The sequence below is a fragment of the Brevibacterium sp. LS14 genome (assembly GCF_012027885.1).
GTDB lineage: Bacteria > Actinomycetota > Actinomycetes > Actinomycetales > Brevibacteriaceae > Brevibacterium > Brevibacterium casei.
In genome coordinates this window covers 124,051-138,382 of the sequence record NZ_SJXG01000053.1, presented here as the reverse complement: position 1 = coordinate 138,382, position 14,332 = coordinate 124,051, and the positions used below count along the sequence as shown (strand labels likewise).

At 70.0% G+C, this 14,332-nt stretch carries 14 protein-coding genes; 10 read left to right on the top strand and 4 right to left on the bottom strand.

Going from position 1 to position 14,332, the window contains the following annotated elements; translation table 11 throughout:
- Positions 1-183 precede the first annotated feature (183 nt).
- The gene (locus EZE58_RS12390; RefSeq protein WP_095375345.1) at positions 184-1,638 is read right to left on the bottom strand and encodes a sugar porter family MFS transporter; all 1,455 of its coding nucleotides are present in this window, start codon (positions 1,636-1,638) and stop codon (positions 184-186) included.
- A gap of 62 nt (positions 1,639-1,700) precedes the next feature.
- Here EZE58_RS12390 and EZE58_RS12385 point away from each other — a divergent pair, with 62 nt between their 5' ends.
- The 7 genes from EZE58_RS12385 to EZE58_RS12355 are packed head-to-tail and all read left to right on the top strand — an operon-like array spanning position 1,701 to position 8,211.
- Positions 1,701-2,630, top strand: coding sequence for a sugar isomerase (locus EZE58_RS12385; RefSeq protein ID WP_095375346.1), 930 nt, complete (start codon positions 1,701-1,703; stop codon positions 2,628-2,630).
- Entirely contained in the window at positions 2,627-3,571 is a 945-nt protein-coding gene (locus tag EZE58_RS12380) for an ROK family protein (protein WP_095375347.1), read from the top strand. The genes EZE58_RS12385 and EZE58_RS12380 overlap by 4 nt, the downstream gene beginning before the upstream one ends.
- Positions 3,568-4,704 carry a PfkB family carbohydrate kinase gene (locus tag EZE58_RS12375; RefSeq protein ID WP_095375348.1) on the top strand — a complete coding sequence of 379 codons (1,137 nt, stop codon included), beginning with the start codon at positions 3,568-3,570 and terminating at the stop codon, positions 4,702-4,704. Before EZE58_RS12380 ends, EZE58_RS12375 begins: the two co-directional genes overlap by 4 nt.
- Positions 4,701-5,642 (top strand): class II fructose-bisphosphate aldolase, encoded by a 942-nt coding sequence (locus EZE58_RS12370; protein WP_167560651.1) that lies wholly within the window; start codon positions 4,701-4,703, stop codon positions 5,640-5,642. The genes EZE58_RS12375 and EZE58_RS12370 overlap by 4 nt, the downstream gene beginning before the upstream one ends.
- 46 nt (positions 5,643-5,688) lie before the next feature.
- On the top strand, positions 5,689-6,489 hold the full coding sequence (locus EZE58_RS12365; protein ID WP_009376531.1) for a DeoR/GlpR family DNA-binding transcription regulator: 801 nt from the start codon (positions 5,689-5,691) through the stop codon (positions 6,487-6,489).
- Positions 6,486-7,688, top strand: coding sequence for an N-acetylglucosamine-6-phosphate deacetylase (locus EZE58_RS12360; protein ID WP_009376527.1), 1,203 nt, complete (start codon positions 6,486-6,488; stop codon positions 7,686-7,688). The genes EZE58_RS12365 and EZE58_RS12360 overlap by 4 nt, the downstream gene beginning before the upstream one ends.
- Before the next feature lie 52 nt (positions 7,689-7,740).
- Positions 7,741-8,211, top strand: coding sequence for an isochorismatase family protein (locus EZE58_RS12355; RefSeq protein WP_009376526.1), 471 nt, complete (start codon positions 7,741-7,743; stop codon positions 8,209-8,211).
- A 116-nt stretch (positions 8,212-8,327) separates the two neighbouring features.
- On the opposite strand, the gene EZE58_RS12350 is transcribed toward EZE58_RS12355, so the two are convergent.
- On the bottom strand, positions 8,328-9,260 hold the full coding sequence (locus tag EZE58_RS12350) for a hypothetical protein (RefSeq protein WP_167560649.1): 933 nt from the start codon (positions 9,258-9,260) through the stop codon (positions 8,328-8,330).
- Positions 9,261-9,806: 546 nt separating this feature from the next.
- Between EZE58_RS12350 and EZE58_RS12345 the strand changes: the two genes are divergently transcribed.
- From EZE58_RS12345 to EZE58_RS12335, 3 genes are all read left to right on the top strand, one after another.
- Complete coding sequence (locus EZE58_RS12345) at positions 9,807-10,460, top strand: hypothetical protein (protein ID WP_009376523.1); 654 nt, start codon at positions 9,807-9,809, stop codon at positions 10,458-10,460.
- A gap of 288 nt (positions 10,461-10,748) precedes the next feature.
- Positions 10,749-11,357: a copper chaperone PCu(A)C gene (locus EZE58_RS12340; protein ID WP_167560647.1), complete on the top strand. Its 609-nt coding sequence runs from the start codon at positions 10,749-10,751 to the stop codon at positions 11,355-11,357.
- Positions 11,358-11,385: 28 nt separating this feature from the next.
- On the top strand, positions 11,386-12,735 hold the full coding sequence (locus EZE58_RS12335; RefSeq protein WP_346773186.1) for a Dyp-type peroxidase: 1,350 nt from the start codon (positions 11,386-11,388) through the stop codon (positions 12,733-12,735).
- 17 nt (positions 12,736-12,752) lie between these two features.
- On the opposite strand, the gene EZE58_RS12330 is transcribed toward EZE58_RS12335, so the two are convergent.
- Positions 12,753-13,307 carry a methylated-DNA--[protein]-cysteine S-methyltransferase gene (locus EZE58_RS12330; protein WP_009376517.1) on the bottom strand — a complete coding sequence of 185 codons (555 nt, stop codon included), beginning with the start codon at positions 13,305-13,307 and terminating at the stop codon, positions 12,753-12,755.
- Between the two features lie 114 nt (positions 13,308-13,421).
- Positions 13,422-14,327, bottom strand: coding sequence for a glycine betaine ABC transporter substrate-binding protein (locus EZE58_RS12325; RefSeq protein WP_009376515.1), 906 nt, complete (start codon positions 14,325-14,327; stop codon positions 13,422-13,424).
- Positions 14,328-14,332 lie beyond the last annotated feature (5 nt).

Below are 14,332 nucleotides of genomic sequence, written 5' to 3'. Positions count from 1 at the left end.
TGGGCCGAATTCGGCCGTTTCGCCTCAATCTGCGACCGCAACCGGGCTGGGTGAGCAGCGACTGCGACCGCAACCCGGGTGAGCAGCGACAGCGGCCGCAACCCGGGTGAGCAGCGACTGCGACCGCAACCAGGTGGCTCGGCACCGAGCTGAGTCCGTGACGGCAGCCTGGGTGGCTGAGCCCTACTTCGTCGCGGTCCGCATCTCCGTCGGCCACTTCGCGCCGTTGGCCCAGTAGGCAGAGATCTCCGAGAGGTCGCGGCCCTTGGTCTCAGGAGCGAAGCGGAGGACGAAGAGGAACGCGAGCACCGCGAGACCGCCGAAGACGAGGAAGACTCCCGCGCCGCCGATGAGCTCGAGGAGGCCGGGGAAGAACTGGGCGACGATCGCATTGGCCACGAGGTCAGCGGTGAGCATGAGCGAGGCGCCCAGCGCCCGGTACTTCGCCGGGAACGTCTCACCCGCGTAGACCCAGACGAGGGAACCGAAGCCGAAGGTGTAGCCCATCGTGAAGGCGATGATGCCGATGACGCCGAAGACCGTGCCCCCGGTCGTGCTGCCGGCCTCGCCGCCGAGGCTGAAGACGAGGACGAGGACGAGGGTCGAGACGATCATGATCCCGATGCCCGTGAGGAGGACGGGACGCCGCCCGAGGCGGTCGACGATGAACATCGAGACGATGACGGCGATGAGCGCGAAGGTCTGGACGACGGCCGGCAGGCCGAGGAGCGCACCATAGCCGCTGAAACCCATCGACTCGAAGATCGAGGGGGCGTAGTAGATCGTCGCGTTGATGCCGGTGATCTGGATGAAGAAGCCGAGCCCGATGACGAAGAGCGTCGCCCTGAGCAGGTGGCCGCGGAACATGTCGACGAGCCGACCGCTCTCCTGGTTGAGCTCGTCGCGGATGAGGCCGAGGTCCCGGTCGACATCGCGATCGGGGTCGAATTCGCGGAGGGCGGCGGCCGCCTCGGCGTCGCGTCCCTTGAGCATGAGCCAGTGCGGCGTCTCACGGACGCGGAAGAGGAGGATGAGGACGATCGCGGCAGGCACGGCCGCGAGGCCGAGCATGAGCCGCCACGACTCGATGAGCGCGAGGCCCCAGCACACGAGGTAGCCGGCGATGATGCCGATGACCGTCGTCACCTGGTAGGCGACGAGGAGGCCGCCGCGGACCTTCGTCGGGGAGGACTCGGCGATGAAGACGGGGACGACGGCCAGGGCGATGCCGATGGCCACGCCGAGGAAGAGCCGGGCGATGAGCAGCGAGAGGTAGCCGGGGGCGATGCCGGAGATGATCGAGAAGACGATGTAGCCGCCGGCGATGAGGAACATCGACTTCTTGCGCCCGATCGCGTTCGACAGCGGACCGCCGATGATCGCGCCGACGATCTGCCCGATGACGACCGCGGTGGCGAGTCCGCCGAGCTCGGCCGTATTCAGCCCGAGATCGCCCTCGATGAAGAGGAGGGCGCCGGCGATGTTCGAGATGTCGTACCCGTACGTGATGCCGAGGGCGACGGCGGCGAATGCGACGATGGTGACGAGCCGCGGTGCCTGCCGCAGGTCGGTGAGAAATGCCACGTGACTGCTCCTTTGCGAGTTTTCCTTCTCTGACCGTACACGAAAACTACCCAGATGTCGCGTAATGTGTCATGATAGTGATTGATTGAATCAGAAAACGATCAAGGGAGTGCGCAATGTCGATTGCCGGAGAATTCATGGCGGAGGAGCTCCGCAGTCAGCCGGAGACGTGGGAGCGCACGCTCTCCCTCTCCGTCCCCGAGGCCGCAGTGCCGGCGGACGGTGAGCGGGTCGCCGTCATCGGATGCGGATCGTCGTGGTTCGCCTCGCAGATCTACGCGAATCTCCGCGAGACCGCGGGGCAGGGCGAGACCGACGCCTTCACCGCGAGCGAGTACCCGTTCGACCGCAGCTACGACCGCGTCGTCGCGATCTCCCGCTCGGGGACGACGACGGAGGTCGTCGATGCGCTCGAGCGCCTCCGCGGATCGGTTCCCGTCACCGCGATCGTCGGCGGCGCAGACTCCCCGATCGGTGAGCGCTCGAACGACGTCGTCGCCCTCGACTTCGCCGATGAGCGCTCCGTCGTCCAGACCCGGTTCTGCACGTCGACGATCGCCCTCCTGCGCTCGTGGGCCGGCGGCGCCGAGGCGCTCGGCACTGCGGTCTCCGATGCGCGGGCCGTGCTCGAGGGGATCTCGGAGGACTTCACGGAGTTCGATCCCGCGATCCTCGACGACGCGCTCATCGATGCCGAGCAGTACAGCTTCCTCGGCATGGGCTGGACCTGGGGCCTGGCCAATGAGGCCGCACTCAAGCTGCGCGAGTCCGCGCAGACCTGGACCGAGTCGTACTCGTCGATGGAGTACCGCCACGGACCCATCGCGATCGCCGCACCCGGCCGCGTGACCTGGCAGTACGGCGAGGCACCGGACGGTCTCAAGGACCAGGTCGAGGCGACGGGCGCCCGCTTCGTCTCCTCCGACCGCGACCCGCTGGCCGAGCTCGCCCGCCTCCACGCGCTCGCCCTGACCAAGGCCAGGCGCCTCGGCGTCGACCCCGACCACCCGCGCTCGCTCACCCGCTCGGTCATCCTCGACTCATGACCACGCGGGCCGAGATCCTCCGCGTCGCCGACGGCCGCAGCCTCGGACCCGGTCCGATCGCGCTCGCCGTCGACGTCGGCGGGACGGGGATGAAGGCGGCGCTCTTCGATGCCGACGGCCGCCTCGTCGAGGCGGTGACCGCTCCGACCCCGGAGTGCACGGATTCCGCCGCCCGCGAGATCGTCGACCTCGTCGCCGACCTCCACGCCGAGTTCGCACGCACGCAGCCGGAGCATCGGGTCGCCGAGGCGGCGGTGGTCCTGCCCGGCATCGTCGACGAGGCGACGGGGACCGGGGTGTTCTCGGCGAACCTCGGATGGCGCAACGTCGCGTTCTCTCAGGTCCTCACCGACCGCCTCGGCGTGCCGGTCGCGGTCTCCCACGACGTCCGCTCGGCCGGGCGGGCCGAGTTCGCGCTCGCCGAGGGGATGCCCGAGAACGCCGCGATGGTGACGATCGGGACCGGCATCGCCGCCGCGGTCATGGTCGAGGGCCGCCTCATCTCCGCCGGCGGCTATGCGGGAGAGGTCGGCTTCTCCGAGGTGAGCGTCGATACGGCCGAGGGTCCGTTCCGCGGACCCATCGAACACATCGCTTCGGCCGCCGCGATCGCCCGCCGGTACTCGACCCGCAGCGGAACCGCCGTGTCCGGCTCGCTCGATGTGCTCGCCGCCATGCATGAGGGCGACCGGATCGCCGCCGCCGTGTTCGCCGAGGCGGTCGATGCCCTCGGAGCGATGTGCGCCCAGCTCGTCGCCGTCGTCGCCCCCGAGGCGATCGTCTTCGGGGGAGGGCTGAGCAGCGCCGACGAACTCCTCGACGGGGTCGACTCCGCCCTGCGCTCCCGACTCGACTTCCACCGGGCCCCGCGCATCCGCCGCGCGAGCCTCGGTCCCGTCGCCGGGCTCATCGGCGCCGGACTGCTCACGAGGCACCGATGACGGTCGGCACCGCCCGTGCGGACACCGACGCGCCCGTCGTCGCCGTCCTCACCCTCAGCCCCGCCCTCGACCTCACCGTCGACGTCGGCGAACTCACGCTGGGGCGGTCCCACCGTGTCGCTCCCGCCGCCGAGGTGCTCGGAGGCAAGGGCGTCAACGTCGCCCGGGTGCTCGCCGCCCTCGGCGTCCCCGTCGTCGCCCTCGGTCCGGTCGCGCGCGAGCACTGGCCGGAGGAGGCGTCCGGCGAGGCGGGTCACTCGAGCGTTCTCACCTGGGACCTCACCCCCACCTCGGCGCCCCTGCGGCGCAGCATCGCCGTCGTCGAGGATTCGGGTCGGGCGACCCTGGTCAACGAGTCGGGGCGCCCGCACACCGGTGAGGTGTGGGAGGCGGTGCGGGCTGGCGTCCGCGCGCGCCTCACAGAACAGGGGCTCCGCGTCCTCGTCATCTCGGGGTCGACGCCGCCGGACTGCCCCGACGATCTCGTGCCCGGACTCATCGCCTCAGCCCATGCCGCCGGCGTCGAGGTCGTCGTCGACACCTCGGGTCCCGCACTGCTCGCCGCCGTGCGGGCCGGCGCCGACTGGGTCAAACCGAACGACGACGAGATCGCGGCGCTGTTCGCCCGCGACGGCAGGCCCGACCGTGCAAACGCGCCCGGGGACCTCCTCGCGGATGCCGGGCGCCTCGTCGACGCCGGGGCAGGACACGTCCTCCTCTCGCTCGGCGCCGCGGGCATGGTCCTCATCGACGACCAGGGTCCGCGGTTGCGCGCCCGCCTCGATGAGACCCTCCACGGCAATCCGACCGGTGCCGGCGACGCCGCGGTCGCCGCCCTCGCGTGGGCCCGCAGTGAACGTCCGCCGACCGAGCCGGTCGAGGGTCCGACCGGGCAGGCGCCCGAGGCGATCCCGGCAGACCCGGCCGCCGGGTCCGCCCCGCGCTCGCGCACGGGAACGGCCGGCCGCCTCGGCGAGGATGAGGTCAGGGACATCCTCACCCGCGCGGTCGCGGTCTCAGCGGCAGCCGTGCTCATGCCCCAAGCCGGGCAGATCCCCGAGAACTGGCGCGACCTGCGCGCCCGCGTCCTCACCGAGGACGCCACGACGAAGCGAAGCGGAGACAGACCATGACGACGGCATCGATGAACGCCCTGCTCGCCGAGGCGGCCGAGGCGGGCACCGCGGTGGGGGCGTTCAACGTCATCCACCTCGAGTCCGCGGAGGCGATCGCGACCGGCGCCGAGGCGGCCGGGCGTCCCGTGATCATGCAGATCTCCGAGAACTGCGTGCGCTACCACGGTGGACTCGCCCCGATCGCGCGGGCCACGCAGGCGATCGCCGCGTCCGCGACCGTGCCCGTCGCCGTCCACCTCGATCATGCGACGGACGTCGGACTCGTCACGGAGGCGATCGAGCTCGGCTTCGACTCCGTGATGTACGACGGCGCCCACCTCGCCTACGACGTCAACTGCCAGACGACCGCCGAGGTGGTCCGCAGCGCCCACGACCGCGGCATCGCGGTCGAAGCCGAGCTCGGGGAGATCGGCGGCAAGGACGGGGCGCATGCTCCCGGCGTCCGCACCGACCCCGCGGAAGCCGTCGAGTTCGCGGCTCTCACCGGCGTCGATGCACTCGCCGTCGCCGTCGGCAGCTCGCACGCGATGCGCGAGCGCACGAGCCGACTCGACCTCGACCTCATCGTCCGCCTCGCCGGCGTCGTGCCCGTCCCGCTCGTCCTCCACGGCTCCTCGGGCGTCGCCGACGCTGAGATCCGCCGCGGCATCGCCGCCGGGATGCGCAAGATCAACGTCTCCACGCACCTCAACGCCGTCTTCACCGCCGCGGTGCGCGAGACCCTCGTCGAGCACCCCGACCTCGTCGATTCGCGGAAGTACCTCGCCCCGGCCCGGGAAGCGTTCGCCGCCGAGGTGGCCCGCCTCCTCGCCCTCTTCGCCGGGGAGACTGACGCGCCCACCGCGCGGGAGCCTGACGCGCCTGCCGCGGGGGAGGCTGCCGCGCCCGCAGACGGCGAACGCACCGCCTCCCGCACGCAGGAGTCCGAGGCGTGAGCATCGAGGTTTGCCAAACCCGTGCACGAGGCCCGAGAGTGGCACTATGAGCCCGCGTGAAGACCGCCTCGACCGCATTCTCGCGCGCCTCGACCGGGACAGCACCGTCGGAGTCGAAGCGCTGAGCGAGGAGCTCGGGGTGTCACTGGCCACCGTGCGCCGCGACCTCGACCTCCTCGAGCAGCGGCGCCTCCTCGAGCGCACCCACGGCGGTGCGAGCAGGCGGAACGTCGACTACGACCTCTCCCTGCGCTACAAGGAGGCCGCTGCGACCGAGGCGAAGGCCGCGATCGCCCGGGCCGCGGTCGCCCGGATCACTCCCGGGTCGGTCATCGGACTCTCCGGCGGGACGACGACGTTCATGGTCGCCGACGCCCTCAGCCAGCGCGACGACCTCCTCCACGACCTCACGATCGTCACCAACGCCGTCGACATCGCCCACAAGCTCGCCGTCCATCCGGGGATCAAGGTCATCGTCTGCGGTGGGGTCATCAACGCCTCGAGCTTCGAACTCGTCGGCTCATTCGTCGACGCGGTGCTCCGCGGCATCTGGATCGACCTCGCGTTCATCGGCGTCCACGCGTTCTCGGCGACCGCCGGGGGGACGACGGCGAACGAGGACGAAGCGTACGTCAACCGGCTCATGGCGCAGCGCGCGGAGCGGGCCATCGTCGTCGCGGACTCCTCGAAGTGCGGCCGCCGGTCCTTCGCCTCGGTGGGCGGGACCGAGGTGTTCGAGGAGATCATCACCGACGACAGCCTCGGCGAGGATGAGCTGCGGGAGCTCACGGCTGCCGGCTACGCCGTCGATCTCGCCCCCACCCGGCCGGAAGGAGAGCGGCGATGAGCGCGGTCTCCGAGACCATGTCGACTCCGGCCGAGGCGATCGTCCACGACGCCGTCATCCTCGACAGCGACCCGGCGACGTATTCGACGGACTTCGCCGACACGTGGCTCGCGGTCGCCGGCGGCACCGTCCTCGCCCGCGGGCGGGGAGCACACTGGCAGAGTCTCGCAGGCCCGGACACGGAGGTCGTCGACGCCGCCGGCGCCCACCTCGCACCCGCGTTCGTCGACATGCACGTCCACGGCGCGGGGGGACACAACGTCGAGGACGGGCCGGACCACCTCGGCGAGATCCTCGCCGTCCACCGCGCCCACGGCACCCGGGCGCTCACCCTCTCCTTCGTCTCCGACAGGATCGACCCGCTGGCTGCGTCGCTCACGGCCGGTGCCCGGGCCGCACGCGGCCGGCCCGACATCCTCGGCCTCCACGCGGAGGGTCCGTTCCTCTCCCCGGATTTCAAGGGCGCCCACGCACCCGAGGTGCTCACCCCTCCCACCGCCGAGGCGGTCGACCGGATCCTCGAGGCCGCCGACGGTGAACTCCTCCAGGTCACCCTCGCCCCCGAACTGCCCGGCGCGCTCGACGCGATCGGTCGGTTCGCCTCGGCGGGGGTGAAGGTCGCCGTCGGACACACGGCCGCCGGATACGACGAGACGGCACGCGCCTTCGACGCCGGGGCGAGCATCCTCACGCACGTCTTCAACGGGATGCCCGGCATCCACCACCGGGCGCCGGGTCCGATCCTCGCCGCCCTCGACGCCCCGCACGTCACGCTCGAACTCATCAACGACGGCACCCATGTCCAGGCACCGGCGGCGCGGATGATCACCGAGCTCGCCCCCGGCCGGGTCGCGCTCATCACCGATGCGATGGCGGCGACCGGCATGGGCGACGGCGACTACCTCCTCGGGTCGCTGCCGGTGCGGGTGAGGGACTCGGTCGCGCGGGTCCGGCACGCCGACGGGTCGGTCGGGTCGATCGCCGGGTCGACGCTGACCATGGACGAGGCACTGCGCCGGGCCGTCGCCGAGGTGGGGATGAGTCCCATCGCCGCCGTCCAGGCCGCGAGCCTCGTGCCGCTGCGGGCGCTCGGCCTCGTCGATCCCGAGGTCCACAGCCTGCTCCGGGTCGGTAAGCCCGCCGACTGCGTCCTCCTCGACGCCGACATGCGACTGCAGAGGGTGTGGCTCGGGGACTGAGCGAGGCGGCCCCGATGCTCCCGCGTGGGCATCTCGTGGGAGGATGGTGCGCATGGATGCTCTGCTCCTCATCGACACGGACGACACCGGCTTCACCTCGGACCAGGCGATCGAGACCCTCGGCGGCATCGTCGGGCGCACGCGCGCGGTCGGCGGGGTGCTCATCTTCGCCTCGACGAAGGACGAGCTCACCGACCGCGAGGATGCGGAGATCAGCGTCTTCGGGCCCGACGAGGAGGACCTCGTGCTCCGCTCGGACAACCCCGACATCTTCGAAGGCGTCGACGACCTCGCCGCCGGCCTCCACGACATGGCCGTCGACCGCATCGTCGTCGCCGGCGTCGACGACTCGCCCGGCGCGGTGTGGGCCTCGGCGATGGCGGCCCTGGTCTGCAACTTCGACGTCATCGTCCTCTCCGACTCCGTCGTCGACGCCGACGGCAACCCCGTGACCTGGGCGGCGGACGCCGAGGCGGCGGGCGCGATGGTCAAGCGCACCGAGGACACCTGGCTGCGCATGTGATCGCGCGACGGCTGGGATTCCCTGGTCGCTTCTTCCGAAAGTGGTCGAAGAACCGAGGGAAATCGGCCGAAATGCGCGATTCTCCACGGTTCTTCGACCGCAGCTGCGCCCTCAGCTCAGAGCACACCCCTCGCGGCGAGATGTTCGCGGATGCTGCGCTCGAGGCGGGCACGGTTCGTCCGCGAATTCACCCTGATGATCAACCAACCCTCCGCGGCCAGAGCGTTGACCCGTTGGATGTCGTCGTCCCACTGGTGCTTATCGGTGCGATGGTGGTCTCCCTCGTACTCGAGGCCGAGGCGCGCCCGTTCGTACCCGAGGTCGGGATGGATATCCCTCCCCAGCTCGCGGCACCACACGGCAGGGTGTATCTCCGGCTCGGGCAGCCCGACCGAGATCGCCCACAGGCGCAGGTCGGTCTCCTGCGGAGAGTCCACGCCCGGCCGGATGAGCTCGAGCGCGGCAGAGGCGGTCCTCCCCGCGCGGACCACGCTGCGGGACGCGAAGTGCACGGCGATGTCGTCTGCCGTGCACAGCGGCGGGCCGTGCCATGAGCCGATCATCGCGTCTCCGGCTTGGACGAGCTCATCCCGCGTGAGGATCGTCGCCAGCTGAAGGAACAGGACCGGTGGAGTGATGATCCGGTGTCCGAGGAGGGTCGCTGCGGCGAAGTCGTTCGTCCGGTGGAGGACGACGCCGGGGCGGCGGATCCGCTGGTCCCTGTCCGCGGTGGCGACGTGAAGCAACTGGTCTCCGAGTCGGCGGGGCAACGGCAGACCGAAGAGGCGGGCCGCGGATGCGTGGCTGGCAGCGATCTCCGGGTGGATGAGCTGGAGGGCCCTGAGTGATTCGCTGGTGGTCTCCCATTCTGTATCAGCCCATTGAGGAACCCGGCGGACATCGAACTCGCCCGGGGCGACTCGGATCCCGTGGATGATCCGCGGCGCGATCTCGGTGTTCCGCAGGCCCCATTCCGTCACGCCGTTGTCCGCTGCGTCGCGACTGCGGTAGAGCCTCTGTGTCCTGCGTCTCTCGAAGTGTCCCTGCATGCCGCCGATGGTGACCGTCCGAGGCGAGGACGGAAAGGTCCGGAGACGCACCTGTGGACAGGAACCGTCGTCCACAGCGCCGGTGCGCCCGAGTCGAGCATCTGCGCAGACGAGTCGGCCGCCGACACAGGCCGACCACCGCAGCAGACCTCAGCAATGCCGGTTCACCTGCGTCGATGCCCGCCTCAGTTGTGGTCGAAGAACCGTGGATAATCGGGCATTTCGGCCGATTTCCCTCGGTTCTTCGACCACAAGCAGAAGACAGCCTGTGGAGGGGGCGTACACGAGTGGAGGCTGCCGACCTGCCTCAGACACGCGAATCCGTCCTACCCGCCGCCAGCCCGACACCCGGTCGCGACCAGCCCGCCACCACCCCGCCACCTGCCCGCGCATTGTCCGCTGCGCGGTTCCCGGCGTTCACCTCCGGTCGGTACACTTCTTCGGGGCCGACGGTGCGCTGTCGCCGACTGGCACGCCGCACGCCCCGGTTCTACACTGAGTAGAAGGTCCGGAAAGCCTGAGCGAGTCCTGAAGTGAGGAGGTGGCATGACCGGCTGGCACAAGTCCGTTCGTGCTCTCTTCGCCGCACTCATCACCACGCTCCTCGCCCAGCTCATGCACGTCGGCGCGGGCGGAGACTTCTCCGTCCTCGGCACCGGCTTCGTCTTCGTCTTCGTCCTCTGGGCAGCGATGATCCTCGCCGGACGCCGTCTCGGCCACCTCTCGCTCATGGCGATCATCGGCCTCGGACAGATCCTCATGCACGTCTCGATGGGGTGGTTCGGGTCGATGAGCCACGCCGCCGGCCAGTCCGCGGGCTCGCCGCAGATGGCCGGGATGTCGGCGAGCGAGCACGCGATGATGAGCCAGCCGGCTGGCTCCCTCGACCTCAGCCAGGCCGCTGCGATGAGCCAGACGATGGATCACTCCAACGGCGCGGGCGTGCCCATGGTCATCGCCCACCTCGTCGCCATCGTCATCACCGCCTTCATCCTCAAGCGCGGCGAGGACCTCGTCTTCAGCATCCTCCAGCTCGCGGTCGGCCCCGTCCGACTCGCGATGCGCGCCCTCGTGCTCGCCCGCCGCACGCTCGCGGCCGCGGACACCCGCGTCGTCCTCGAGGTCTGCGCGCTTCCCGCCACGATCGCGACCGCGGTCATCGGCCCGAACTATCGCCGCGGACCTCCCGCACTCGTCTGACACCTCACCCACCGGCAGTCCGTCGCGGCCCCATGCCGTCGACGTCGTGCTGCCCGGCACCATCGGCATTCGCCGCCCGGTCCCTGCGGTCATCCACCCGTGCAGCCGTCCTCTGCCTCGCCGAGGCGGACGGCACCTGACCACGGACGGATGTGCCAGCGTCGGCCGCGCCGTTCCCGGCCCCGCCGTCGTCGGCCATGACCCTCCGATGTGCGCACAGGCTCATCGGACGACCGCAGCAGACCGCGTCGAGTGCCACCGAAAGACAGACTCAGAAAGTGCAGACTCATGCGTAAGAACATCATCACCTCCGTCCTCCCCGCCGCGGCCATTTCCGCCGCCCTCGTCCTCGGTCTCAGCGCGTGCGGACAGAACGACACGAGCGAGCCGGAGGCCGCGAGCACCTCACAGGCCGCCTCGGCGTCCCTGACCCTCGGCGATGCCTGGGTCAAGACCGCTGAGGAGGGCATGACCGGTATCTTCGGAACCCTGGAGAACACCACCGACAAGGACATCAACCTCGTCGCCGCGAAGTACGACGGCGCCGGCATGGTCCAGCTCCACGAGACCGTCGACGACGGCACCGGCACGATGACCATGCGCGAGAAGAAGGGCGGATTCGTCATCCCCGCAGGCGGCTCCTTCGTCCTCGAGCCCGGCGGCAACCACATCATGGTCATGGATCTCAAGCAGCCGATCAAGGCCGGCGAAAAGATCGACGTCCAGCTCGTCACCGCCGATGACGAGACCATCCCCGTCAAGGCGATCGCCAAGGACTACTCGGGCGCGCAGGAGACCTATGCCCCCGGCGAGGCCGAGGCCGGCAAGGACGGCGAGAAGTCCGAGAAGGACGGCATGGGCGACATGAGCGGTATGGACATGTCCGGTGACAAGTGACCCCCGCTCGCCGGACCATGAACCAGAGGTGACTCCCAGCTCCGACCCGGCCGCCGAGCCGCGGTCGGGCGGGGACGCCGACGCCCAGGCGCCCACCGCCCGCTCCGGCTTCAGCCGCCGACGCCTCATCGCGTCGGCGGCCGTCGCCGGCGGCGCCGGTGCCGTCGGATCCCTCGCCGGCTTCGCGATCGGCCGTCAGGCCGATGCGAAGGAGGACGCTCAGCCGCAGCGCGACACCCAGGGTGCCAACGGGATCGTCACCGTGCCCTACTTCGGTGAGCACCAGGCCGGGGTCGAGACGATGCCGCAGGCCCACGGGGAGTTCCTCTCCTTCCAGCTCAAACCGGGGTCGACCGCCGCCGAGGTGGTCCGCTGGCTGCGTCTGCTCACCGCGGATGCCGCGGCGCTCACCCAGGGAACGGCGCCGTTGGCGGATTCCGAACCCGAGCTCGCGAACGACCCTGCGGGCCTGACGGTGACCTTCGGCTTCGGTCGGGGTCTCGTCGCGACGAAGGGTGCCGGGGCCGTTCCCGAGTGGCTGGCTCCGCTCGAGAAGTTCTCGATCGACCGTCTCGACCCGCAGCGGTCGAAGGGCGATCTGCTCGTGCAGATCTGCGGTGACGACCCGATCACGGTCGCGCACGCCCGTCGAATGATCTGGAAGGACTCGCGATCGTTCGCCGAGGTGGCGTGGCAGCGCACGGGATTCCGTCGGTCGTACGGAACGAAGGGCGAGGGGAAGACGCAGCGCAACCTCTTCGGCCAGCTCGACGGCACCGCGAGTCCGACTCCCGGCACCGAGGACTTCACCCGCCTCGTGTGGGGGAAGGCGAGCGGTCGGGAGAACCCGGTGTTCTCCTCCCGTGGTGAGCCGCCGAGCGATCTCGGCGCGCATCTGCCCGACTGGCTGCAGGGCGGCACGACCCTGGTGCTGCGGGACATCGCGATGAACCTCGAGACGTGGGACGAGGCCGACCGGCCGGGACGGGAGTTCGCGATCGGGCGCACGGTCGGCTCGGGGGCTCCGCTCTCGGGCGGGACCGAGTTCACCGATCCGGATTTCAAGGCCGTCGACAAGCGGGGTCTGACGAAGATCTCGTCGGCCTCGCACATCGCTCGCTCACGCGACGGGCTCGGTCCCGAGGTGCAGATCCACCGCCGCCCGTACAACTACGAGACCGGTGCCGGCGGGGAGACCGGCCTGATGTTCGCGTCCTTCCAGGCCGACATCGAGCGGCAGTTCCTGCCGATCCAGCGCCGCCTCGCCGAGGTGGACCTGCTCAACATCTGGACGGTGCCCATCGCGTCGACGGTGTGGGCGATCCCGCGCGGCGTCCGGGAAGGCGAATACGTCGGCCAGGCGCTGTTCGAGGGGTGAGCGCGCCGCCGGCCCGCTCAGAAGAGCGGGTTCGGCAGCGCTCCCTCCATCTCGAGCAGCCGTCGCTTGGTCTCGAGGCCCTCGCCGCGGCGCCCACCCGAATAGCCGCCGAGACCGTCGCCCGCGACGACCCGATGGCAGGGGATGAGCAGCGGCAGCGGGTTGAGGCCCATGATGGTGCCGATCGCCCGGGCCGGGATCGCGGTTCCGGTCCGGGCGGCGAGCTCACCGTAGGTGATCGTGTCCCCGAACGGCACCGTGTCCGCGAGGACGGTGAGGACCGTCGTCGCTGAGGCGGAGAGTCCGTCGAGTCCCAGCGGCAGATCGAACTCGCCGAGGCGGCCGTCGAAGTAGGCCCCCGCCTGGCCGAGGGCTTCGGCAAGGAGCGGATCGCGGTCCGCTCCCGAGCCGTCGGACGTGTCGCCTGCTGCGGTCTGCGCGGCACCGAGGTCGCTGTCGTCGACCCATTCGACCCGGACGATCGCCGTGCCCGTGCTCGAGAGCAGCAACGTGCCGACCGGGGAGGCGAGGGACGCGCGGTGGAGTCCGGTCTCCGGTCTGCTCTGTGTCATCGGTCCGCCTGAGTCTGAGTGAGGAGACGACTGGGCCCGTCGCCTCGCGGTGCGAGCCGACGGGCCCAGTCTATGACCGGTGGCTGACAGGTCAGCCGAGGATGGTCTCAGCGGTCATTCGCTGATCTCCGTGGAGTAGGCGTCCGGGTTGTCCTTGATCCACTGGGCCACGGCCTCGGCCTCCTTGCCCTCGCCGTACTTGTTGACGACCATGTCCTCGAGCGAACCGTACTGCTTGTCATCGAGCTTGATGCCCTTGATGTACTCGGCAGCCTCCGGGTTCTTCTCGGAGAAGCCCTTGGTGCCGAGGAAGTGGAGCGCTTCGGGCTCTCCCATCGCGCCCTTCGGGTCCTCGAGGTCCTTGACGTCGTAGGCGCTGTTCGCCCAGAACGGACGCCACAGGGTGACGACGACCTCTTCCTTCTTGTCGATCTTGTTCTTCAGCTCGGTGAGCATCGTCGCAGTCGACGAGGTGACGAGCTCGTACTCGCCGTCGAGACCGTACTCGGGCATCATCTTGTCCTTCGTCTGCGCGGTGAGACCCGCGCCGGGCTCGATGCCGATGATCTTGCCGTCGAATTCGCTCGCCTTGCCCTTGAGGTCCTCGATCGAGTTGATGTTCGAGTACGAGGGCACCGCAATGGTCAGCTTCGCGTTGTCGTAGTAGGCGCCGAGGTCCTCGAGCTTGTCGCCGTACTCGTCCATGTACTGCTTGTGGGTGACCTCCGGCCACGCCGAGGGGTAGATGTCGACGTCGCCGTTGGCGAGACCCGAGTAGAGGATCGCGGCCTCGGTGATCGTCTCCATCTTGACGTCGTAGCCGAGCTTGGTCAGCTGGTTCTCCAGCAGGTAGGCGGTGCTCAGGCCATCCGTCCAGGATGGGATGAATCCGAGGGTGATGGTGCCCTTGTCGCCTCCGCCGGAGGCGTTGTCCTTGCTGGCCTCCTGGGAGCAGCCGGACAGAGCCAGCGCCAGGGCAGCACCGACGGCGGCGATCTTCGTGACGAAACGCTTCTTCATCGTGG